This window comes from Saprospiraceae bacterium (genome assembly GCA_016713025.1).
In the GTDB taxonomy this organism is placed as follows: Bacteria; Bacteroidota; Bacteroidia; order Chitinophagales; family Saprospiraceae; genus OLB9.
In genome coordinates this window covers 356,547-378,481 of sequence record JADJPZ010000004.1, presented here as the reverse complement: position 1 = coordinate 378,481, position 21,935 = coordinate 356,547, and the positions used below count along the sequence as shown (strand labels likewise).

Sequence of the window (21,935 nt, the reverse complement as noted above, 5' to 3'; positions counted from 1 at the left end):
CGTAGCTTGACGCGGTACGGCGAAAAATATAACGCTTTCCCAAATTAAATTTGCCACTTGGAGCCAAATGATAAAAGTTTAAACATACTCTTATCAAAATCCAACTTTCACATCAAAATTTTCAGTATTTCGAAGCCACAAAAAAAAATGAAAATCAAAACAGCCATCGAGTATTTTTATGAATGGGAAGCCAATGATCCGGATCGGATTTTTTTACGTCAGCCATATGGAAAAGAATGGTTTACTCTCACATACGGCCAAGCTGGCGAACAGGCGCGTAAAATAGCTGCTGCTTTGCACTCATTTGGCTTACATCAGGGAGATCATATCGGAATATATTCAAAAAATTGTTACCACTGGATCATCACTGATTTGGCGATTATGATGGGTGGATATGTTTCTGTACCTTTTTATGCCAGTCTGCCACCTGATCAGCTCAAAGAAGTGGTGATCAAAAGCGACATCAAAATCATTTTTGTAGGTAAAGTAGACAGGTGGGATGATCATGCCAATGCCATACCTGAAAACGTAAAAATCATCAGGTTTACGCATTATGAAGGTAATGCTGTAGTATCGGAAGGTTTGCTTTGGGATGATCTGATCCATGCTCATCAACCTTTAAGTACACATTTTATCCCTGAACTGGATGCCACCTGGAGCATTTTATACACATCAGGTACGACAGGAAGTCCCAAAGGAGCTATGCTTCCACACAGAAGTCCCGCAACTGTAATCTATGATGAAAGCCAAAACCATGAACTGGGTATTGCATCGCTCAGAAATGTACAACTGCTTTCTTTTCTACCGCTCAACCATGTAGGCGAAAGAATTGGGCTTGAAATGCTATGCCTGTTGATGGGCGGCACCATTTCATTTGTAGAAAGCATCAATACCTTTGCTCAGAACCTGCAGGATACCCAGCCGACGTTCTTTTTTGCCGTGCCCAGGATCTGGATCAAAATGCAAAAAGGTATTTTTGAGCGGATCCCGGAAAAAGTATTGAATACTTTGTTTGCCATCCCGATCCTGTCCGGTTTTATAAAAAAGGCACTTCGCAAAAAATTGGGTTTTGGAAGACTGAAAATCACTCTGACAGGAGCAGCCATCACTCCTGCACATGTAAAGAAATGGTACAGAAAACTAGGAATCAATCTCAGGGAAGTTTATGGTATGACCGAGTGCTGCGGATCCGCTACCCTTACTCCGATCGGAGAGTTCAGTGCTGATAATGTAGGTAAACCGCTCAAAGGTTTTGAACTCAAAATAGACCCAAATACCGGTGAAGTCCTATACAAGTCATCACAGCAGATGACAGGATACTACAAAGAACATGAAAAAACAGCTGAGGTGATCATCGAAGGGTGGATACATAGTGGTGATAAGGGTTCGCTGGACGAAAACGGTAATCTCAGAATCGAAGGAAGGATAAAGGATGCTTTCAAGACATCCAAAGGTCTGTACATCACGCCCAACAAAATAGAAGAAGAATTGACAAAAGTACCGGTAATCGAACAGGTTTGCGTAGTCGGGATCGGCATAGACCAACCTTTAGCTTTGGTCAATCTTTCTGAAGCTGCAAAATCGATGGACAAAGCAGAAATAGAACAGGAATTAACTTCAGCTCTTCATTCTGTCAATGGTTTACTGAATAATTTTGAAAAGATATCTACTATCGTCATCACCAAAGAAATATGGACCGACCAGAACTTGCTGCTTACCCCAACTCTAAAGACAAGAAGAGGAAAGATAGATGAAAAGTACAGCGCTTTTTTTCAAAAGTGGCAGGATCAGAAGGAGTTAGTTGTATGGGAAGTATAAAATCACTATTTTTCGACAAAAACATCGATGATTGTATTTTCTTTTATGAACTCTGCATTATCTTTATTCAAAACCAAAGTATCAATTTTGCAATTGGACAGTGTCAGTTTTGCTGCATTTTTCATATCAACCTTTAGATAACGGATATTTTGATTATTTTTTATTGTGACTACGCTTTTATCAATGACAAGATTTAAACTGTACCAAAAAGGGTGGTCAATTTCCAACTCGCTAGATTGATGAGCTTTTATTTGACTCAAGGCTTGAATATAAGCAGAGTCACTGGTGATGGTTGTATTACCCCCTAATGACTTTAATATGAGTGTATTATCTTTGAATTGTACAAAATTATTTGAAGAAGATTTTACCAAATAACTTCTTGTGGTTATAAGGTTAGATTCATTGTGCAATATTTTCACGAATGCATTATCAATCAATTCCATATTTTGACAAGGCTCAAAACTTGTTGTAAAGTTAGTTTTATTATAGTGATGACTTTTCCTTTTTAAATTCAGAGGGGCTTGTATCATAGAAAGCGTACAGACTGCAAGATAACTAAGTCCAAAAAGTAAAATAAAAATGGTACTTGTTTTCATGATATGGTGTGATTTAATGTATTAAGAAATGGTAGTATATCTTCCCTTGATAATCTTAGGAGAGTAGCCTGTCTTAAAAACTCAGGTAAGATGTCAGAGTAAAATTCTTTTTTTCTCTGATTGAAGATGATTTGTTTTGACGTTTCTGATACAAAATACCCGATACCTCGTTGATTTTCGATGATTCCGGCTTGCTGTAAATCGTTGTAGGTTTTTAAAATGGTATTTTGATTTACACCTATTTTTGCAGCCAAATCACGAACAGACTCTACACGATCTCCTACTCTAAGTTGCTCAGACATGATATTATCGCATATGCTATCTGCGATCTGTTGATAAATGCTTTTAGTTGCTTTAAAATCCATCTACACCTCCTTTTCTTTGAGTAAAAAATAGCCCGTAAATAGTGACAAGCTGGAAAAAATGATCATATATACTTCCGTAGGTAATGCCAGAAGCATACTTTCAGAAATGGAAAAATCAACTCGGTACTTAGATAATATATATGGAATAACAAATAGTAAAGATAGTGCAAAAATCAGCCAATATTTAAATGCACGACTGAAAAACTTTATTCTGAATGGTATCATAGACGAAAGTATAATGATAATCATTGCAACACCAATTTCAGGATTGCTACCATCTTTAACTCCAAACCCAAAAAATTTTGGAAATGACAAAATATCTTTTGTCGATATAGAATCTCCGAGAAAATATGTTAAAAACAATATTTTTAATAGGTAAATAAAATATATCCATATAGGAAAAATAAAGACATACACTACAAATGGAATCAGAATGTAGAATACATATTTTTCAAAAATTGAATTGGGTAATGTTAAATAAAATCCAGCTTTCTTCTTGTTTTTCAGCCAGGGAACAATAGTCATTAATATTGCTACCCCAAATACAAAATAAAGTAAATAATACAATCCATTGCCAAATTTTCCGGAAGGTTTCTCTATAAACTGATATGTGGCAAGAACAAAGCTAAATAAAAAGGTAAGCAGCAAAAATCCAATAATAAAGTTTATTCCGTTTAGTGACCACTGGAGCCTGACTAATTTCCAAAATCGTGATATACTGAATGTTTGGTTCATATATTATATTGTTTGAGTTTGTGTAATGATATTTTTATCAGGATAACTAAACTTACCCGCAATCACAGCTTTGAATAGCATCTCAACATCTACAGTAGATCCTTGATTTTCTTTTGCAAAGATAGCTTTATAGCCATTCCAGGTAGCTTCACTGTAGATGACATTTGGATTGTTCAATTCAGCCACTTCTTCAAATAAATACTGCTGAGATATATCAAGAAGTGATGCATTCAGCATTATTTTACTATTGTCGATAATCATCAATCTATCTATCAATAATGATATATCGTTCACCTGATGAGTAGCTATAATAATCTGCTGATCCTCAGCAATGGATGAAGTTACAACCTTCCTGAATTCTGATTTTGAGGGAATATCCAAACCATTGGTAGGTTCGTCAAACAGCAGCACTGTACAACCCGTAGACAAAGCAAATGCGATAATAAATTTTTTTCTTTGACCAGTAGAAAGCTTGCCCAGTTTATGGCTAAGTTTCAAATCTTGACTTTGGATCAGCATACCGCATTTGGCATAATCGAAGCGAGGATAATATGCACCAAATACATGGATATATTTTTCAATAGATAGATCGGGCACATAAAAATCTTCAGGCACATAATAAATATCACTCAAAAAATCTGGCAACCTTTGCTGCGGTATACATCCATTGACATGAATGCTTCCAAAGGTAGGATAAAGCAAACCTGCCATCACTCGCAACAATGTGGTCTTGCCTACACCATTTTTGCCCAATAGGCCTGTAATGGTACCTGACGCCAACTGAAAATCCAAATGATTAAGAATCGTTTGGTCATTCCGATATCCAAAACTTAAATTTATGGCTTGTATCATGAGTATTAGTGTTATAGTGTACTATTACAGTGCAATCGAGTAAGAGACAAAGGTAATTAAAAAAATAGATTACCTTTGTCGTCTTCTCACACCACCGTATGTACTTACGTGTACGGCGGTTTCTTTAGGTGGATTTGTGCAGATGGTTGTAGTTGGAGACTAAATCGTAGTATCCAATCTTTGTAAACCACTCGTTATTCATCCCGATATTGGTGCCTGGAGTGTTTGATAGACGCCACCAGCCTTTGCCACTTAGGGCTGTCAGCCAGCTCAATTTCTCACTTACGCCTTGGCTCCTTAGGAATCTGACAATACCAATCTTGCGTTTGCATTGTTTTATCCTAAAGCATCTTATTCGTCTTTTCAGCCAGCTGTTGATTCTTTCTATCTTCGATTTCATTTCTGATCTCTTGAAGTATTGTAACCAACCACGCAATAAGCTATTTACTTCCTTTATCAACTGATCCAGACTGATCCCACGTCGACGTGATGTCAGATCTTTTAGCTTCGACTTAAGTCGTAATTCGCTCGGCTTACTTAGATAAAGGCGACCACCACCACCTAGACTATGACCTAAAAACGCTACTTCATGTACTTTCCGTACTCCGCTCTTTTCTACATTTACTTTCAGACGCATTTTCTTAGTTATGTATTCGCTAATGCTAACATATACCCGTTCGGCACTTTGTTTACTTCTTACAAAGATCAAAACGTCATCTGCGTATCTTACATAACTCAGTCCACGCCTAGCCAGTTCTTGGTCCAGTTCATCTAATACGATGTTGGATAACAACGGACTCAGTGGGCTTCCTTGTGGTGTCCCCTTTATCCGTTGATGCGATACGCCACCTAACAGTATGCCACTACGTAGTATCTTTCTGATTAGGTCTAGTAATCGTTTGTCACCCATCCGTAAACTCAGATGCCACATCAATCGGCTATGATTCACTTCATCAAAGAATTTCTCTAAGTCGATGTCGACTACTCGTGTCTTCCCTGTTTTAACGTGTGACTGGGCTAACTTTAGTGCGCTCTCTGTTCCACGGCCTGGCCTAAATCCATGGCTGCTTTCCGTAAATGTAACTTCATAATACCTTACCATCACTTGGCTGATTGCTTGCTGTACAACTCGGTCTTTTACCGTCGGTATGCCCAGTAGCCTTTTGCCCCCTTTGGGTTTCGGTATCTCTACTCCACGTACTAATGAAGGGCGATAGTCTCCGTTTAGGATTTCTGTCTTTAGTGCTCCATGGTGCGTTCTAAACCATTTTCCGAACTCCTTGACATCTATTCCATCTACTCCCGGACTACCTGCGTTCGTTTTCACGTGTCGGTAGGCTTTTACTAGATTCCTTAGCGACGCTATCTCTTCCAGTACGTTCATCGTCTGTTCTCTCTCTTGCCAGCATCTGGAAGTCCACTTCGGACATACCTTTCCACTTCCGTCGTACCATACGGGTAGTTCATCATTGAATAGGCTGCTATTATTTCCTTCTCCCTGTCCAGCAGGTTGCATCGGTTTAGCATTTTCCTTGTCCTTAATCATTGGCCTTTACCATTACTTTCAAAAAAAATTAACATCCTAAAGATTCGATCCTTCGCTCCACATCCATTACAGATGATTCTTCACTACTATGATCTCTGCTGACTTCCTTTAAATAGTCCTTTACTTCCCTTGCGCTTTGTTCCGTCTCAGGTCGCTATTTATAGGATCTCCCAAGGTAAGTTCAATCTCTTTCCGTGTAACTGACATATTTTACTACCATTGTTTACGTCCGACTATTGGGCTTCGCAATCTATTGCTCACTTACCCACAATGTAAGCCTTATAATATGTTTCTGTTCGTTCAATCACACTTTTGCCGCCTGCTTCCTTCAGATTCTCAATTACTCAAGACACCCTTGCTATTGGCTAACGATTCCTATCGGCTGGCTCGTCGAGGAATTTCACCCCTTAGATATTAAACATGCTTGGCGCACAATATAGTGCAGTTTTTGAAATAAAAAACTTAATTGATAAAAAATTAATTTTTCTATATATATGAGATATCGAGTATACCTCAGTAGCTCTAAATGTTAAAATTTGACTAAAAAGATCATTTTTTTATCTTGGGTCTTGACACGTATAGTTTAATAGCCTATTTTTATCTCAAATTTTTAACCCATGATTATATTCACAATCGCCTTGATGGTACTCATCATGTTTGGGGACAGGATCCTCAAAGAGGCTTAGAAAGATCAAAATGGCTGTTTTCTGCCCCCGGAAAGCAGCCATTTTACTTTTAAATGGTGGATATTTACAAGAAATTTTATTGAAATATATCTGAACTTAAAAAATCAAGCTTCAAGCTTTTTCATAAATTCCGTCAGTAACCTTACGCCATAAGCAGTAGCAGTGCGTGTCTTGGCAAATTCACTATCTGTAAACGCCACTCCTGCAATATCAAGGTGTGCCCATTTTTTATGTTCAGATGTAAAAAACTCCAAAAATTTTGCGGCAGTGATAGCACCTGCAACGGGCTTCCCGCTTAGGTTTTTGATATCTGCAATATCTGAATTCATATCTGCCGCATAATCCTCCCATAACGGTAGTCTCCAGACACGTTCATTTACATTTTCACCGGCTGCATAAAGAGATTGGGCAAGTTCATCATTATTTGTAAACATGCCGGAAGCATGATACCCCAATGTTGCCACACAACTACCTGTAAGTGTAGCAAGGTCAATGATATACTCAGGATTGTGATTTTTAATGATATAGGCAAGTCCGTCAGCAAGAATGAGCCGGCCCTCTGCATCAGTATCCAACACTTCTATGGATTTATTGCTATATGAACCGATAACATCACCGGGTCTTATGGCGTTGGCATCGACACTGTTTTCAGCAGCAGGAACTACTGCAACTACATGTATATTTAATTTTAATTTTGCAACCAGTTCGATGGCTCCAATTACTGCTGCAGCACCGGCCATGTCACACTTCATATACCCCATATTGGACGATGGCTTGATGGATATACCTCCTGTATCAAAGCTGATACCTTTACCAACCAGGCCCAAAACAGGATTTTTACTTTTCAGGCCTTCAGGTTTGTACTCCATGACGATAAAAACAGGAGGATTGGCGCTGCCCTGCCCTACTGAAAGTAAAGCATCCATTCCTATTTTTTTTAGCTCTTTTTTTTCTAAAACCTGAACCTTGTATCCAAATTTTTTACCAGATTCTATGGCAAAATCTCCGATATATTCCGGTGTTTTGATGTTGGACGGATGATCCACCAAGTGCATTATCGACATTTTGGTTTCAGCAGTTTTTATAGCTTTCTGGGCCAACTGATGTCTTTTTTTATTTACAACCACTGTTATTTCGGGTTCTGTAAACTTGCTTCCATTAGTTTTAAAGACTCCTACATTCAGCAAACCCAAATTCAATCCAAGTACAGCATTGAACAATTCATCATCTGAAAGGTGATCGCACAATACACTGACTTTAAAATGATTTTTGGACCTGTATTGATAGATGAAACTTCGGAAATAAAGGTAGGATTTATTTAACTCCTTTTCTTCACCCAATCCAAGTATAAAAATTCTTGATTGAGTATCCGGATGATAAAAGCTGGTAATATCTTTGGCGCCAAGAGATATTTCAGGCTCAAATTTCAGACCTGATATATTATTAAATAGGGTTTTGTCTAATTTGTCTTTTCCGAAAGGCAGTAAGATATTTTTACTTTCCTTGTTTTCTTTTTCTTTAATGTGTAGTGGCATTCTTTTAAATTACTGATTTTGAATTGCGAATAAAGAATAAAATTTTTCCGGATGACATGGTTTCGGTAATTTGTCAAACAACTTATCCGATATTTTATTCAATTGCTGTTTTGGTGGCATTTTTGTACTTAATATTTATTGAAATACAACCATTTTAAAGCAAGGGGAAACTGGTGGCCCCAATGGATTTCTTTATGTTGTCCGGATGGATTGTGAGAAAAAATTATATCAAAATCATCATATTTTCTCTTTTCCTGAAGAATACTATCCAATCTTAGCACCTGGCCATAATGATTGGCACTTTCCATTCCGCCTGCGTACAAATAAATATCTGTGGGACCTTCAGGAGTAAAAGATTTTGCCCTTTTATATATCTCTTCAGAAATCCATAAGCTAGGAGAAAAAATCATCATATTGCCAAAGATATCAGGATACTCAAAGCCGGCATACAGTGAAAGAAGACCACCAAGACTACTACCCCCAATTCCAGTCGATGCCCTGTCTGCCAAAACCCTGAACCTGTTGTCTATCATGGGTTTGAGATCCTCAAGCATAAATTTTAGATAAAGATCTCCTTCGGCTTCGCTATATCGGGGTGTGCTATAGGGCAAGAGCTCCTGAATCCTCAATACCCCGCCGTGATCAATAGCGACAATTATAACATCTCCCATACCTTGTGCAGACAGCCAGGTAAGTGTTTTATCTACTCCCCAATTGCCGTAAGGGGCATATTCGTCAAATAAGTTTTGCCCGTCATGTAAGTATAGAACAGGGTATTTTTTATCTGTCTCATAATAATTATGTGGTAACAAAACTGATATGCGCCGTTTCCTTCCAAGCTGTGGAATTTCGTAAGCTTCATTCAGAATTTCGATTTTGGGGTAAAACGATTGTACTGCTTCTCCTATCATATGGGCGCAAATTTAAGAAATTAAAATATTTTTTTGCAAAAAACTGATGGATAATTAGTTTCTATTAAACATTTACTTGCCTTTTTAAGACTGTATCCCTTTACTTACTATTTCATTTTATGGATGATATATGCAAAACTGCTTTCAAACATTTATTCAATCCATTATATTTGCATCTGATTCACAATTTTTTCTAAATTATAGACCATTTTTTAATGTCAACACTTATAGTAAGCATTTCAGTTCCCATTATATTGGTCTTAGTTATCAGATGGATTTACAAAGATTACAATAAAATTTCAAAAGAGAATAAAGATAAAATGATGATGCCTTAGAAATGGATTTGACTTGAAATTGATTGTTCTCGTTTGCCCGCAGTTTGTCTTTTTTGTCATTTACCTTACCCGAAGACTATATAAAAACGACTTCCACAAGGTCTGAGCGCTTCATACTCCAATCTGCCACCATGCATCTGGATGATCTGACGAGACAGACTCAGTCCTATACCTGTACCCGTAGGTTTCGTAGTGAAAAATGGGACAAATATTTTCTCTTCCTCTTCAGGTTTTATTCCTGAGCCATTGTCGACTACTTCTATGATCTTGTCTTGTTGATTCATGTAGGCTCTTATGGAGATTGTTGCATTTTCTGTTTTTTCTGTGGCTTCGATAGCATTTTTCAAGAGATTGATGAGTACCTGTCCTATCTGATCTTTGTCGGCAAGAATTTTAAAATCATGTTCTATGATAAAATGGGTTGGTTGATTTTCGAAAAAAGATTTCAACTCGTCAAAAACTTGCGATACCTGTAACTCTGCAATATTGGGCAATGGTATATTGGTAAATTCTCGATACGCATTAACAAAATTCATGATACCTTTACTACGATTGATGACAGTGTTAATGGCATGCTTAAGATCTTTGACACCTTCTTCTTGCTGATGACCTGAGATATCTTTAAGGTCTGTATCTATGATGTCTCTCATCGTCTGAGAAAGGGAGACTATTGGAGTCACTGTATTCATGATTTCATGACGTAGTACTTTAGTAAGATTTTGCCACGCCTCGAGTTCACGGGTTTGGAGTTCAGAGCGGATATTATGTAGTGCTATCAATCTGATCTTACGGTCTCTCAGTATGATTTCTTTGACACTTAAGGATATCTCCTGATTACTGACTTTCAGTAGTTTGGACTCACCTGATGGCAATGCGGTCATGAGTTGGTAGATATCAGGTTGCTGTATTTTTATGGCAGAAACGTGGGAAAGCTTATAGATGCCCATGATTTTATTGGCTGCCTGATTGATGAGTTCGATTTTTCCATCAGTATTGTAGGAAAGTATACCTACATTGATCTGCTGTATGATGGCTTGAATAAAATGTAATGTAGCTTCACGCTCTGCGCGCACCTGATTGAAACTTTTTATGACAGCATTTAGGCTTGTATTCAACTCTTCGAATGATTCACCCTTCGCATTGTCTGCCCGAAAAGTAATGGCAAAATCTTCGTATTGGATAGAATCAAAGATGCGACTCAGTTTTTTATTGATAGATGTCGTAAAATGATATAGATTAAAAGCAGAGATCAGCATCATACCTCCCATCAATAGGAAGAGGCCATTATTATCCTGATACCACGACCAAGCTCCGATAGATGCCCAACATACGATGAACACAATTCTGATGATGATACCTGAGGAGAATGAACGCATAAAGGAGTTAAAATTCTATAATTTTAGACAACAATTTAATCAAATCTTTATCAGAAATATCATTTTGCTCAGATTTGTCATAAATAGTTAACAAAAACACTTTTGTGTTTACTACATGTACAAAAGTAATAACTCTCGCTCCACCAGATTTTCCTCTATGTTTTGATGCAATTGCAATTCGAATTTTATAACAGTTTTTTCCCAATTTATCACCCTGAGTCGGATGAACTTCCAGCGATTTTATCAGTTCTGCAAAATCATCTTTAAGAGATGGGTACTTCTTTACCAAACGTCTGAGTTGTTTGGTAAATAATTTAGAACCTTCAATACTATAACTCATTCAAAATTTCCTCAGCTGATTTCAATTTCACCTTGCCTTGTATGGCTAAATTTACTTCATCAACCGAATCTTGTAAGTCCTTAAGGAATTTTTCTTTCTTCTTATTTACGGTAACGACTTTAATGAACGGTAGGCTATTGAGTAATTCCAAAACAAAATCCGCTTTGTTTTCATTGACATCCAAAATTACCTTCATAACTAAATTGATTATATTAATACATAACGTTGATTTAAATTAATGGTTCATATTGCCTATATCCCATACTTCTCAATCCTTCGGTACAATGCCTGCCTCGTTATGCCCAGTTCTTTTGCAGCATCAGTGATGCTTCCATTGTATTTTTTGAGCATTTTGATGACTAATTGTTTCTCCATCTCTTCGATTTGATAACTATTCAACATCACTGAGCTACTTGATGAAGTACGAGTTTGCCCTTCAAATGCGTCTTCACGAATTATATTTCCGGTTGTCAGAATCACGGCTCTTTCTATGGCATGCTGTAGCTCACGGACATTGCCTGGCCAGGTGTGTGTCAATAGTTTTTTCTCAAAAGCAGCTGCCATACCTGTAATTTTACGATTGTATCTGGCGGCATATATACGGACAAAATGTTTTGCCAGCAACAACACATCATCTCCACGATCTCTCAATGGAGGCAGATGAATTTCTATAGTATTGATTCTGTAAATCAAATCCTGACGAAATGTTTTTTCTTCTATTCGCTTATAAATGTCTTCATTGGTTGCACAGATAAGTCTGGCATCAAATTTCATATCATTATTGCTGCCTACCTTTATGTATGATCCATTTTGTAAGGCGTACAACAATTTGCTTTGTTGGGTCAAAGGAATATTGCCTATTTCATCCAAAAACAAGGTGCCGCCATCGGCTTCCTGCAGCCTGCCTTTTCGGTCATCCCGGGCATCTGTAAATGCACCTTTGACATGACCAAATAATTCACTTTCAAATAATGACTCGCTGATAGCCCCGAGATCTGTATGTACAAAAGGTTTTTTGGCTCTTTTTGACTGTTTGTGTATTTCTTTGGCCAACATATCTTTCCCTGTGCCATTTTCGCCAAGGATAAGTACATTAGCATCCGTAGGACCTACGGTTGCTACCATTTCATGTATTTTCCGGATTTCAGGACATTGTCCTATAATCTCAGAGTTATTATTATTTAATGTATTGGGTTCAACATTCAGGATTGTGGTAATCGTGGAGAGCAATTTATCATTTTCCCAAGGCTTGAGCAAAAAATCTGATGCCCCATTTTTGATCGCTCTTACAGCCATCTCTATATCTCCAAATGCCGTAAAGAGCACAACTTTCTGATCCAGCTTTTTGTCCAGAATAAAATCCAACCACTCAAAACCTTCCACACCGGTATTGACATTGCGACTAAAATTCATATCCAACAAGATGAGATCGTATTGATGGTGATTCATGATGTAAGGTAATTGCCGCGCGTCTTTTTCAATCTCGACCTTAAAAAAATGTCTTTTTAAAAACAAATGTGCTGCATGCAAAATATGCACATCATCATCTACAATCAATATGGATTTTTCGATCATCCTAAACAATTACGCCATTTAAAGGGTGAAAATACAACATTTTATTCACCCAACTCAAATTTGCCGGTGATATAAAATTTGAGCAATTTTTCCTGATGAATCAGTTGGTACTTAGCATTGGTAAGAGATGTGAGTGCCCGTTCCATATTGGTTTGTGCAAGTAGAAAATCCACCATCGTGGCGGTACCGGCATTTACCTGGTCCTGGATCAGATTCATATTGGCTTCAGAAAGCAGATAAAGCGAGTTAGCTTTTTCATATCGTTGCTTTAAGTTTTGATATCTTGTATTTGCTAACTTTAGTTCCTGGGTGAGTTGTAGTCTGGTACGATCAAGGTCGTTTTGTATCATCATTTCTCTCACTTTTAGTTCCTGGACTCGAGGACGATTCTGCATGCCACGTAGTATTGGGATGTTTATTCCTACAGAAACTGCGCCATTTCTGGTATCATTGAGTTGTTGTCCAAAAGATCGCTCCGGATTGGACGATGCATAAAAAGTACCATAATCTGCAATCAAAGAGATATTGGGGTAAGATAGTGCCTTTGTTGCCTTGATATTGTCTTGTATGCTTTGCAGTCTCCATTTTGCTTCGGCAAACTGTGGCAATTGCTCAGTTAATAAAGGATGAGTCGGAATTTCCACATTGGCTTCAGGTTCTAACGGGTATAGTTTTGTGGTCAAAGGAAGTTCGGTATTGAGCAATCTTGATAATTCTGCAATGGCTATTTCATAGTTTAATTGGGCATCGAGCAAGATAAGTTCGTCGGCCTTCATTTGATTGAGTAGTTGGATTTCTTCCGTTTTGGTGATGAGTCCGGCATCTTTTCGGGTCATCAATCTTTGATATTGAATACTATCATTGCTCAATTGTTTCTCTGCATTTTTGATATTCTCCTGTTGTGCCATACCATTGATATATGCTGCCAAAACTGACTGCGATATGATGTTTCTGGCATTTTCCTGAGCAGATTCTGATGCTGAGAAAGAAGTCCTGGCAGATGAAAGCAAATGTGTATTTCTAAAGGATGTAAAAATCGGCACATTCAATCGTACACCGGCCCAGGTAGAGTTGTAAAACTGGTCGATATAAGCATTGGTAAACCTGTCGATAGACCTACCGAAATTTCCGGATTGGAAAATGCTGGCAGATAACTCAGGTAGAAAATTACTTTTAGCCTGATCGACTCCTGCCTTTGCCATACCTGTATTCAGGTAACTTGCTTTGACATCCGGATGATTTTCGATAGCTTGCCTGACACAATCTTTCAGAGATAATTGTTGTGCAAAAACATCCTTTTTGGAAAATATTAGTACTAAAATTAGTATTACTTTTAATAATAAAGCTATGATTTTTGATATTTCCATATTATGATATCCAGCCGTCTTTTAGTTTGATAATTCTGTGACCAAATGATGCATTGTATTCAGAATGTGTGACTTGCACGATGGTTACACCGTCTTTTTCATTCAATTGTTTGAATAAATGCATGATTTCTTCTGCTTGTACCGAGTGGAGGTTGCCGGTGGGTTCGTCTGCCAGGATGACTTTGGGATTGATAGCCAATGCACGTGCTATGCCTACTAACTGTTGCTGCCCACCTGACAACTGATGAGGAAATAAGTCTTTTTTGGCGACCATCTGAAACTTGTCCAATAGATCAGCTACAATAGATTTGCGCTCACTGCCGCTTATCTTCTTGTAAAGTAATGGTGTCTCTATATTTTCATATACGGTCAGCTCATCTATAAGGTGGTAAGCTTGAAAAACAAAACCTATCAAATTCCGATGGATTTCATTTTTCTTTTTTTCAGATAGCGAGGACGCTTCTTCACCCAATAGTCGATAGCTGCCTGAAGTAGCGTCTTCGAGTAGTCCGAGGATGTGCAGCAATGTGGACTTTCCCGATCCGGATGGTCCCATGATGGAAACGAATTCTCCTTCTTCTATTTTTAGATTCACATTTTGAAGAATATAGGCTTTTTGTGAGCCGCTGCTTACTTGTTTTGATATATTGATACATTCAATCATGGTACATTATGGTATTACTTGTGTATTACCAACCATATGCCAAAAATATATATAGTTGATATTTAGCCCTTTAAGCAATATGATGTGATATATAGTGTCCGAATATGGACGAGGGTGTACGGTGTGGGGAATCCAACGGAACGAAACTAAAATAGCGAAAAGTGTCTATCGGAAAATAGAAATAACCACTTACGAAATCAAAATATTACTTAATCTCCACCTTCACAATATTGATTTCCTTCATATCTTGTGTTTTATTCCACCCGCATTGGACTTTTTGGGTTATGCTTGTGAGTTTATAGGTAAGTTCAACAGTAACATTGGGCAGGCCAAATACTTTTTTGGCTTCTTTTTTAAGTATTTCGGTTTTTGGCTTGCTGGCATTATCTTCTACAAGTTGCAAGATTTCTGATTTGCTGATAATATGGAAATGCCAATCACAACCATCAGCAGGTAAGTCGTATTTGTAAAGCGCGTTTGTGGTTTCTGCTTTTATCAGAAATGCAGGCCAACAAAAATATGAAGCAAAATAAAGGCTATTAAGACTTAACAAACTTGTTGTTGTATTTTAATAAAATGGCCTTGAAGTGGAAAATCCGCTTTATGTCGCTTATTTTCTCAATAACAAATTTGAAGTCCATTCATTGCCAACAATTACATGATCTTTACCGAACCTTAAAATGATTGGTTCGTTTTTGATTTTAAAGACGTTGCTGCCCATATATTCAAGGGGGTAATTGAGAAAGAAAATGGGTTTTAATGACCATTAACGTTTACTTTTATTTTTTATTCTGAATGAAAAATTTAGTTCTTCGGAGCTGTATTTGCCTGACAATGTAGCAAAATCAGAAGCATTAGGGTCGAGTTTTTTATAATATCGATTAAACCTGAAATAAGTACTTCCTTTCCAATAAAATCCCATTATATTACCATCCTTTTGTACAAATTGTACAGTATCTAATGCGGTATCAATGTATAGAATCAAGGTATCATTTAATGTATTTAGATAGCCTAATTTTTGGATGACTTTGCTGCTATCTTTGTAATGAGCAATTGCCAAGGTATCGTTTTTGACAACTACACTTCTAAGTACATTGTTTGCATCAAGATAAGTACCGACAAACGTATTGATGTCATGATCTGCTTGTTTATTACTGAAACTCGATTGATTTTGATTTGGTAAAAAGATATCCGTGATTTGATCGCAAATTTTGAATGGAAGATAATCTGCGCTTGTACTAGCAACAAAAACACTTAAACCCAGCTCGGGCAATCGTCTGAATTGAACCAAAAAACTATTCCAGCCACCACTGTGCTCTTCTGAGAGAAATCCTTTATAAGGTTTTAGGATGATTCCCGCTCCATAACCACTTTTTTGACCATCGTTAAATACATATTCAGTTTTCATTTTAGCTACAATGTGTTTCGTTTCATCTGTCGGGAAGGAAAAATTATGATCCCATTTTCTATAATCATCCAACGAACAAAAAACACCGGTTGCGCCCATGGCATTAGGTTGAATGGGTTTGTGGGGCCGAAATTTTCCTTTTTTCAAATAATAAGAACGTGTTCCATCCGTCAATCCATCACTTTCCTTTTTTGTAAATCTGGCTGTCTGCATTTGTAATGGTTTGAATATATGTTTTTCTGCATATTGACCAATGTCTGAACCTGAGACCCTTTGTACAACCAAACACAACAACATATATCCTGCATTTGAATAAGAAAATCTTTCTCCAGGTACAAATGAAAGTGTGTGATATTTTTTATAGAATTCCAACATATAATCATGATCCAATCTCTTGTCTTTGTACTGATTGGTCAGTCCTAATATTTCCAAATACTCAGGAATACCACTTGTATTGGATAATAAATGGTTAAGTGTGATTTTCTTTCCGAAATCTGGCAGTTCCGGTATATATTTTTGAATGGACTCATCCAAGTATAACTTCTCTTCTTCTGCCAATTTTAGAATGCAGAAAGCAGTAAACTGTTTGGAAACGGACGCTATATTGAAAATGGTATGATCTGAGACAGAATTTTGCGTTTCCATACTTACGTTTCGCATGAAAATAATCATCAAGGATTGTGTACCACAAAGATGGTTCATGCTCATTTCATGATTAAAATTTTTAGCTTTTAAAAATCTGTTTTTATGATTTATTCAATCAATGACATGGCATTTTGCCATTGCCAAGTAAGTTGATATGGATTTGTTTCATATCGGTTAGCGTCTTCATTGAATGTACTACCCTTTTCAAAATTTATTTTACCTGTTGCCATTAGGATTCTGGCAGTTTCTTTGTCTCCGAGATAATGTAAACAAAGGCTTTTGTAGAACTGAGCATCAGAAAAATTAGGATAAACTAAGAGTACTTTATCAAATTCTGAAATGGCCATATGATATTCATTATTTTCAAAATAAGCGATGGCTAAGTAATACCGATCTAGATAATGCACGTGTTGGACACCAAATTTCTTTTCTAATGACGCTGTGTTTGTTTTGAGTACGGCCAGGGCATCATCAAATCTGTTGAGTTGTAAGTAGCATATACCTTCATAAAAATCCAAAGGGTGGTCTTGCTCAAAGGTGAAGCCAAATTCATTTTTATACGTGGCAAAATCTGTTAAAGCTCCTTCATAATTTTTTGCAAAAATACATTTCAAATAGCCCAATCTTGACAACCATTCCTTTCTATCCAATAAAACTGCTTTATTGTAATATTTTATCGCCAATGAATACTTTTTTTGCTTCCAATAGGGTAAAGCCTTTTGTTGCCAAAGATAAGCTACGGTAGAATCTTCTTCAATGCCTTTATCGATCCACTCTTCCCATTCTTTAGATAAAAAATGATGATGCCAGGCACCTTTTTTTAAGTATTTTTTTATGATTGTATCTTTGTTGCTGATAGTTACTCGTTCCTGATGTTCTTGTCCACAAGCTGTAAAACAATTAAAACATAGTATGAAAAGTATATACGATAATTTTAGGTTGTTCATTGATTAAATTTTAGGTCCGCTTTTAGGTCAATCACCTATTATTCACTAGGAGTTTATTTTCAATTGAAAATCTTACTTATCATGCTTTTTCTGCATCATCTTCGCTTCTTCGATCTCTTTTAAATAAACCCTGTCAATAGGCTCAGTATAGTGGAACACCATTCTTTGACCTTTGAGATACATTTCTTTTGCTTTGGTGATGTGTTCCAAAAATAAAGTGTCGCTTCCCATTTTTAAATGACAATATGCTAAATAATATTGGTTTTCTGATAAGGCACTTTGAGTGTTCTGAAGATTAAACTGATCAATAGCTTTGTTATATTCTCCTTTTTCCAGATACATGACCCCTAAATGCAAATGATCAAACACAGAAATTTTAAGGGTAGTATCCTGCATATATTGCTCCATAATAGTGATGGCTTTGTTGGTGTCGCCCAATTGTTTGTAGCAAAGTGCTTTGGCCACCTTCAGATGATATTGACCACCTGCAGAGTAACCGATATTTCCTTTGGATACAGCTTCGAGAGATTCTATATCGTCGATGGCACCTTGATAATCTCTGAAAAATTGAAACTTGCACCATCCACGATAACCGATATTCTCTCTGAGGTCATATTCGACTGCTTTGTCTATTAGGTATTTCCAAGTGATAAAGTCACCACTTTTGAGATATGCGGTGGATTTATTGCGATAAGCATAGGAGAAATGGGGAGATTTTTCGATGGCTTTGTCCAATATTTCTTGGTATTCTCGGCTGTATTGATAATATTGGTAAGCATCTTCTGCGATCAGGCAAGCCTGGTATTGGAGTGTATCTTTTTGATAAAGAAAGGCATTACAATTTTGAGCTGAACTTATATTTTGAATAAAAATAATGCTCCATAAAATGATGAAATTTGTTGACTTTCTCATGGTAATATTTCTTTGATTTGACCATCTGTAATTTTGAATATCAGGTATTGGTAGTAATCTTTTGGTCCTCTTCTGTCAGAGAGTATCTTCCATCCTTTGAGACTTTTAGTGATGGTCATCAGTTGATCTGTAATGGCTTTGTCAAATTGTTTTTCTTTATAATCATTTCCTGAACTTATCAATCTAAATCGACCTGTCTCACCTTTGCAATTGACGATAAAACGGATACGAATCATACCTGAATCTTTTATTTTAGGATCAGCTTTAAACTGAGAAGTAAAGGTTTGGTCTAATGCATATTTTTCGTTTTCGTACTGCATCTCTTCATTGAGATTGTGGTATTGTTTGGTATTTTTTTCATTGCATAAAGTGAAACTAGGATCATCCAATTTGGAATCGTGTGCTATATCTCCCACCATGGAAAGATATCTTGAATTTTTGGGTACGGAATGTTGCTGACAACTTTGGGTCATCAAGATAATTGGGATCAGAAAAATGAACATTTTGTACATATTTTAGGTATTGGTGTTAAACCTTATAGGTTTTTAAAACCTATAAGGTTTGAAGACAGCAAAAATACAAAATAACTACAATCTTTTGATCTAACATAAATGTGATCATAGATCTCTAAAAATGACGATGATTCTGAATGCGTATTTACAAGCTTCATCTTTGGATTTTTTGTTTAATCAACTGAACACGTCCATCTTTATACCATGATTCCATATTTAGGTTTGTGTCTCCATGTTTCAAATATTTACCAAACCAATCTAAGACAAAATCATTGACTTCTATTTTGTATTGCGAAAGACTATGATCACCACCTTCGAATATTTTCAACTTATATGGAATGTTGGATTTATCAAATTCCGCAGCTAATTGGATGCTTTGTGTCACATTTACTTGTTGGTCAGCATTCCCGTGTAGCATAAGGATGGGTTTATTTTTAGGAAATTTATTTACCCATTTAATAGCGGATCTTTTGTCTAGCTCTTCCTTTTTATGCGTCTGATAATCAGGTATTAATTGAGATATAACCTTCTCTTCCATTTCAGGACGCTCGGTGATAGTTTGATGAATATCGGATACTGCACCGCCAACAATAGCTGTTTTTATTTTATTAGATTTTGCAAAAGCTAAATAGGTCATCATTCCTCCTCTACTCCAGCCATACATACCTATTCTAGTGGTGTCTGCTGCTTCTATTTCTCCCAAAACATCCATCAAATTTAAAACATCATTTACATCTTTTCCACCGAATTCTTCTCGTCCTTCACTGCCTCCATTCCCACGATATTGGCTGGCAATGACGATGTAACCATGACTTGCAAGTTTTGCCAAGTTTAAAGATCTTTGATCTACTTTTAGAGCACCAAAATCTCTATTGCCTCCACGATTATATATGATACATGGATACTTTCCAACCGTTTTCGGTCGGGCCATCATTCCTTTTATCTTCAAACCATCACTCTTGTAAGTAATCCAAGAAAGCTCTATACTATCCAAATATTTAAACTCAATCTTCCATTGGTTTTCCGCTGATTCATCAATTATCATGCTATATACCTGATATTCTGACCAATCTTGAATAACTTTTTTGTCTAAAAGTAGATTCGTCTGTCCTTTACAGCCTATAAAGTTGATAATAAATAAAACACTAATTAAAAGCTTCATTTTCTCCAAGCCTAATATTTTACAAACCTTAAATTTTCACCATTGACATGCAGCAAATATAAGCCAGCTGCTAAATGGGATACATCCACACTTAAATTTGTTTGCTCTTTATGGAATAACAGACCATCCATCTTACGTCCATGCGCATTAAATATTTGCACCTGCGTGTCTTTCGCATATTCACCATAGATATTCAATTGATGGGTCACAGGATTCGGTGTTATTCGAAGAGATTTATGGTATTTATCAAATGAAATAGATTTAACAGGTGTATAACTCATTTGTCCATCAAAATCTATTTGTTTGATGCGATAATAAGATAAGCCATTTAATGGTTTTTGATCTATGAATGAATAATGTTGAGAAGTAGTAGTATTTCCTTTTCCTGATATTTTTGATACAAATTGCCATTGCTGACCATCTACTGAGTTTTCTATTTCAAAGTAATCATTATTGACTTCTGAAGCTGTAGACCATTTCAGTAAAGCCTGCTCATCTTCTGTCTTGGTGATATCAAAAGTAATGAGTGAAATAGGTAATGGTCCAAGTGCCATATTAGCAGCATGCTCAAACCAAGTAAAACCTTTGACTTGGATGCCATCTAACCATGGATAGGTGCCATCATCATACTTTTCTCTATATCCTTTGGTCAGTGAAGGATTGTAAGCCATACCTTCTACCCATGACAAAAATGGGTCTCGCACAGCATCATAATGTGATCCTGGGTATGATGCCAGATAGACATTCATATTGTTACCATCGGTGTTTCTTGATTTTAGTAATAAAACAATTTTACTCGGTGTTCCTGTTTTTGCGATCCAATCCAATCTATCTATGGTCCAATTGAAAAAATTACCACCCGAACTAGATGGCATAGGACGATAATACGTGATCAGAATTTGATCAGCTACAGTGGCTATTTCTTCCATTTGGGCCTCTGAAGAATGGGTTAATACTAATCCAGTAGCACCTTCACCACCAATATATGCTTCGCATACCAAAGGTCGGCCCATGACACTAGAATTGGTTGCCAGACAGATGGTTTTGATTGCATTGAGTTGACTGATATAAGATGCGTAGTTAGGGCAAGATCCGTTGGTGGCAGCATTGTAAAATTCGCATTCATAGGTAATCATGTCCAATTTTTGTGCACTCGTGACAGATCCGCAATTGTTATATTGTTGTATTTTTTCCGCAGTGGCAAGCGTCCCCACATTCCCACTCACGTATTCGATACCTTCTGCATGTGCTTTAGCTATAAAAGTTTGCAATGCTATCATGTCTGATGTAAATGCACCGCACGATGCAGTGAGGATTTGAAACATATTGGTGCAAATCAGATAATTAAAATCGTTGGCAATAGCATAAGCAATTAAAGCGTCTTCAGCGGCAGTATTGCCCAAAATTGTGGTCTTAAATTGAGTCACCCAAAGACCCCGAAACTCTTGGGTTGGCTCTGGGAGCTGTGCAGAGATGGTAGTCAATGGCATTAAAAATGCCAGTATGATAGTAATACGATAGATAACATACATTTTATGGCTTTTGGGTATAAGTAATAACTTTGCAAATAACTAATTCGGAATCAATTAGATTTACAAAAGAACCATGTACAAATTGCAAATTTACGCCAAAATATCAAATGGAGTAT

Annotated in this window: 21 protein-coding genes; 1 reads left to right on the top strand and 20 read right to left on the bottom strand. The window is 36.9% G+C overall.

The window, feature by feature from the left end; all coding sequences use genetic code 11:
* Positions 1-147: 147 nt before the first annotated feature.
* Positions 148-1,818, top strand: coding sequence for an AMP-binding protein (locus tag IPK35_08055; GenBank protein ID MBK8053208.1), 1,671 nt, complete (start codon positions 148-150; stop codon positions 1,816-1,818).
* A 5-nt stretch (positions 1,819-1,823) separates the two neighbouring features.
* On the opposite strand, the gene IPK35_08050 is transcribed toward IPK35_08055, so the two are convergent.
* From IPK35_08050 to IPK35_07955, 20 genes are all read right to left on the bottom strand, one after another.
* Positions 1,824-2,255, bottom strand: a complete 432-nt coding sequence (locus IPK35_08050) for a hypothetical protein (protein MBK8053207.1) — start codon at positions 2,253-2,255, stop codon at positions 1,824-1,826.
* A 155-nt stretch (positions 2,256-2,410) separates the two neighbouring features.
* Positions 2,411-2,779: a GntR family transcriptional regulator gene (locus IPK35_08045; protein MBK8053206.1), complete on the bottom strand. Its 369-nt coding sequence runs from the start codon at positions 2,777-2,779 to the stop codon at positions 2,411-2,413.
* A complete protein-coding gene (locus tag IPK35_08040; GenBank protein ID MBK8053205.1) occupies positions 2,780-3,514 on the bottom strand; it encodes a hypothetical protein in 735 nt (244 codons plus the stop codon). It lies immediately after the preceding gene.
* A gap of 3 nt (positions 3,515-3,517) precedes the next feature.
* Positions 3,518-4,366 carry an ABC transporter ATP-binding protein gene (locus tag IPK35_08035; GenBank protein MBK8053204.1) on the bottom strand — a complete coding sequence of 283 codons (849 nt, stop codon included), beginning with the start codon at positions 4,364-4,366 and terminating at the stop codon, positions 3,518-3,520.
* 124 nt (positions 4,367-4,490) lie between these two features.
* Positions 4,491-5,882 carry a group II intron reverse transcriptase/maturase gene (gene ltrA, locus IPK35_08030; GenBank protein MBK8053203.1) on the bottom strand — a complete coding sequence of 464 codons (1,392 nt, stop codon included), beginning with the start codon at positions 5,880-5,882 and terminating at the stop codon, positions 4,491-4,493.
* 820 nt (positions 5,883-6,702) lie between these two features.
* Positions 6,703-8,133 carry a leucyl aminopeptidase gene (locus IPK35_08025; GenBank protein ID MBK8053202.1) on the bottom strand — a complete coding sequence of 477 codons (1,431 nt, stop codon included), beginning with the start codon at positions 8,131-8,133 and terminating at the stop codon, positions 6,703-6,705.
* Between the two features lie 128 nt (positions 8,134-8,261).
* Positions 8,262-9,044: an alpha/beta hydrolase gene (locus tag IPK35_08020; protein MBK8053201.1), complete on the bottom strand. Its 783-nt coding sequence runs from the start codon at positions 9,042-9,044 to the stop codon at positions 8,262-8,264.
* A 400-nt stretch (positions 9,045-9,444) separates the two neighbouring features.
* Positions 9,445-10,755, bottom strand: a complete 1,311-nt coding sequence (locus IPK35_08015; protein ID MBK8053200.1) for a GHKL domain-containing protein — start codon at positions 10,753-10,755, stop codon at positions 9,445-9,447.
* A 7-nt stretch (positions 10,756-10,762) separates the two neighbouring features.
* Complete coding sequence (locus IPK35_08010; GenBank protein ID MBK8053199.1) at positions 10,763-11,095, bottom strand: type II toxin-antitoxin system RelE/ParE family toxin; 333 nt, start codon at positions 11,093-11,095, stop codon at positions 10,763-10,765.
* Positions 11,085-11,291: a hypothetical protein gene (locus tag IPK35_08005; GenBank protein MBK8053198.1), complete on the bottom strand. Its 207-nt coding sequence runs from the start codon at positions 11,289-11,291 to the stop codon at positions 11,085-11,087. Before IPK35_08005 ends, IPK35_08010 begins: the two co-directional genes overlap by 11 nt.
* A 56-nt stretch (positions 11,292-11,347) precedes the next feature.
* Entirely contained in the window at positions 11,348-12,670 is a 1,323-nt protein-coding gene (locus tag IPK35_08000; protein MBK8053197.1) for a sigma-54-dependent Fis family transcriptional regulator, read from the bottom strand.
* A 41-nt stretch (positions 12,671-12,711) separates the two neighbouring features.
* The gene (locus tag IPK35_07995; protein MBK8053196.1) at positions 12,712-14,037 is read right to left on the bottom strand and encodes a TolC family protein; all 1,326 of its coding nucleotides are present in this window, start codon (positions 14,035-14,037) and stop codon (positions 12,712-12,714) included.
* 1 nt (position 14,038) lies between these two features.
* Positions 14,039-14,701: an ABC transporter ATP-binding protein gene (locus IPK35_07990; GenBank protein ID MBK8053195.1), complete on the bottom strand. Its 663-nt coding sequence runs from the start codon at positions 14,699-14,701 to the stop codon at positions 14,039-14,041.
* A 205-nt stretch (positions 14,702-14,906) separates the two neighbouring features.
* The gene (locus IPK35_07985; protein MBK8053194.1) at positions 14,907-15,254 is read right to left on the bottom strand and encodes a hypothetical protein; all 348 of its coding nucleotides are present in this window, start codon (positions 15,252-15,254) and stop codon (positions 14,907-14,909) included.
* Between the two features lie 213 nt (positions 15,255-15,467).
* Complete coding sequence (locus IPK35_07980) at positions 15,468-16,754, bottom strand: beta-lactamase family protein (GenBank protein ID MBK8053193.1); 1,287 nt, start codon at positions 16,752-16,754, stop codon at positions 15,468-15,470.
* A gap of 107 nt (positions 16,755-16,861) precedes the next feature.
* The gene (locus tag IPK35_07975; protein MBK8053192.1) at positions 16,862-17,701 is read right to left on the bottom strand and encodes a hypothetical protein; all 840 of its coding nucleotides are present in this window, start codon (positions 17,699-17,701) and stop codon (positions 16,862-16,864) included.
* A gap of 72 nt (positions 17,702-17,773) precedes the next feature.
* The gene (locus IPK35_07970) at positions 17,774-18,613 is read right to left on the bottom strand and encodes a hypothetical protein (GenBank protein ID MBK8053191.1); all 840 of its coding nucleotides are present in this window, start codon (positions 18,611-18,613) and stop codon (positions 17,774-17,776) included.
* Positions 18,610-19,116, bottom strand: coding sequence for a hypothetical protein (locus IPK35_07965; protein MBK8053190.1), 507 nt, complete (start codon positions 19,114-19,116; stop codon positions 18,610-18,612). Before IPK35_07965 ends, IPK35_07970 begins: the two co-directional genes overlap by 4 nt.
* Before the next feature lie 163 nt (positions 19,117-19,279).
* On the bottom strand, positions 19,280-20,287 hold the full coding sequence (locus IPK35_07960; protein MBK8053189.1) for a S9 family peptidase: 1,008 nt from the start codon (positions 20,285-20,287) through the stop codon (positions 19,280-19,282).
* A gap of 11 nt (positions 20,288-20,298) precedes the next feature.
* Positions 20,299-21,819 (bottom strand): T9SS type A sorting domain-containing protein, encoded by a 1,521-nt coding sequence (locus tag IPK35_07955; GenBank protein MBK8053188.1) that lies wholly within the window; start codon positions 21,817-21,819, stop codon positions 20,299-20,301.
* Positions 21,820-21,935: the final 116 nt, after the last annotated feature.

Bases quoted from the DNA above. Each gene is read 5' to 3' on its own strand.
- IPK35_07975 (MBK8053192.1), bottom strand. From the start codon at position 17,701: ATGAACAACCTAAAATTATCGTATATACTTTTCATACTATGTTTTAAT.
- IPK35_08000 (MBK8053197.1), bottom strand. From the start codon at position 12,670: ATGATCGAAAAATCCATATTGATTGTAGATGATGATGTGCATATTTTG.
- IPK35_08020 (MBK8053201.1), bottom strand. From the start codon at position 9,044: ATGATAGGAGAAGCAGTACAATCGTTTTACCCCAAAATCGAAATTCTG.
- IPK35_08035 (MBK8053204.1), bottom strand. From the start codon at position 4,366: ATGATACAAGCCATAAATTTAAGTTTTGGATATCGGAATGACCAAACG.
- IPK35_08025 (MBK8053202.1), bottom strand. From the start codon at position 8,133: ATGCCACTACACATTAAAGAAAAAGAAAACAAGGAAAGTAAAAATATC.
- IPK35_08010 (MBK8053199.1), bottom strand. From the start codon at position 11,095: ATGAGTTATAGTATTGAAGGTTCTAAATTATTTACCAAACAACTCAGA.
- IPK35_07960 (MBK8053189.1), bottom strand. From the start codon at position 20,287: ATGAAGCTTTTAATTAGTGTTTTATTTATTATCAACTTTATAGGCTGT.
- IPK35_07995 (MBK8053196.1), bottom strand. From the start codon at position 14,037: ATGGAAATATCAAAAATCATAGCTTTATTATTAAAAGTAATACTAATT.
- IPK35_08005 (MBK8053198.1), bottom strand. From the start codon at position 11,291: ATGAAGGTAATTTTGGATGTCAATGAAAACAAAGCGGATTTTGTTTTG.
- IPK35_08045 (MBK8053206.1), bottom strand. From the start codon at position 2,779: ATGGATTTTAAAGCAACTAAAAGCATTTATCAACAGATCGCAGATAGC.
- IPK35_08040 (MBK8053205.1), bottom strand. From the start codon at position 3,514: ATGAACCAAACATTCAGTATATCACGATTTTGGAAATTAGTCAGGCTC.
- IPK35_07965 (MBK8053190.1), bottom strand. From the start codon at position 19,116: ATGTTCATTTTTCTGATCCCAATTATCTTGATGACCCAAAGTTGTCAG.
- IPK35_07970 (MBK8053191.1), bottom strand. From the start codon at position 18,613: ATGAGAAAGTCAACAAATTTCATCATTTTATGGAGCATTATTTTTATT.
- IPK35_08015 (MBK8053200.1), bottom strand. From the start codon at position 10,755: ATGCGTTCATTCTCCTCAGGTATCATCATCAGAATTGTGTTCATCGTA.
- IPK35_07990 (MBK8053195.1), bottom strand. From the start codon at position 14,701: ATGATTGAATGTATCAATATATCAAAACAAGTAAGCAGCGGCTCACAA.
- IPK35_07955 (MBK8053188.1), bottom strand. From the start codon at position 21,819: ATGTATGTTATCTATCGTATTACTATCATACTGGCATTTTTAATGCCA.
- IPK35_07980 (MBK8053193.1), bottom strand. From the start codon at position 16,754: ATGGAAACGCAAAATTCTGTCTCAGATCATACCATTTTCAATATAGCG.
- ltrA (MBK8053203.1), bottom strand. From the start codon at position 5,882: ATGCAACCTGCTGGACAGGGAGAAGGAAATAATAGCAGCCTATTCAAT.
- IPK35_08055 (MBK8053208.1), top strand. From the start codon at position 148: ATGAAAATCAAAACAGCCATCGAGTATTTTTATGAATGGGAAGCCAAT.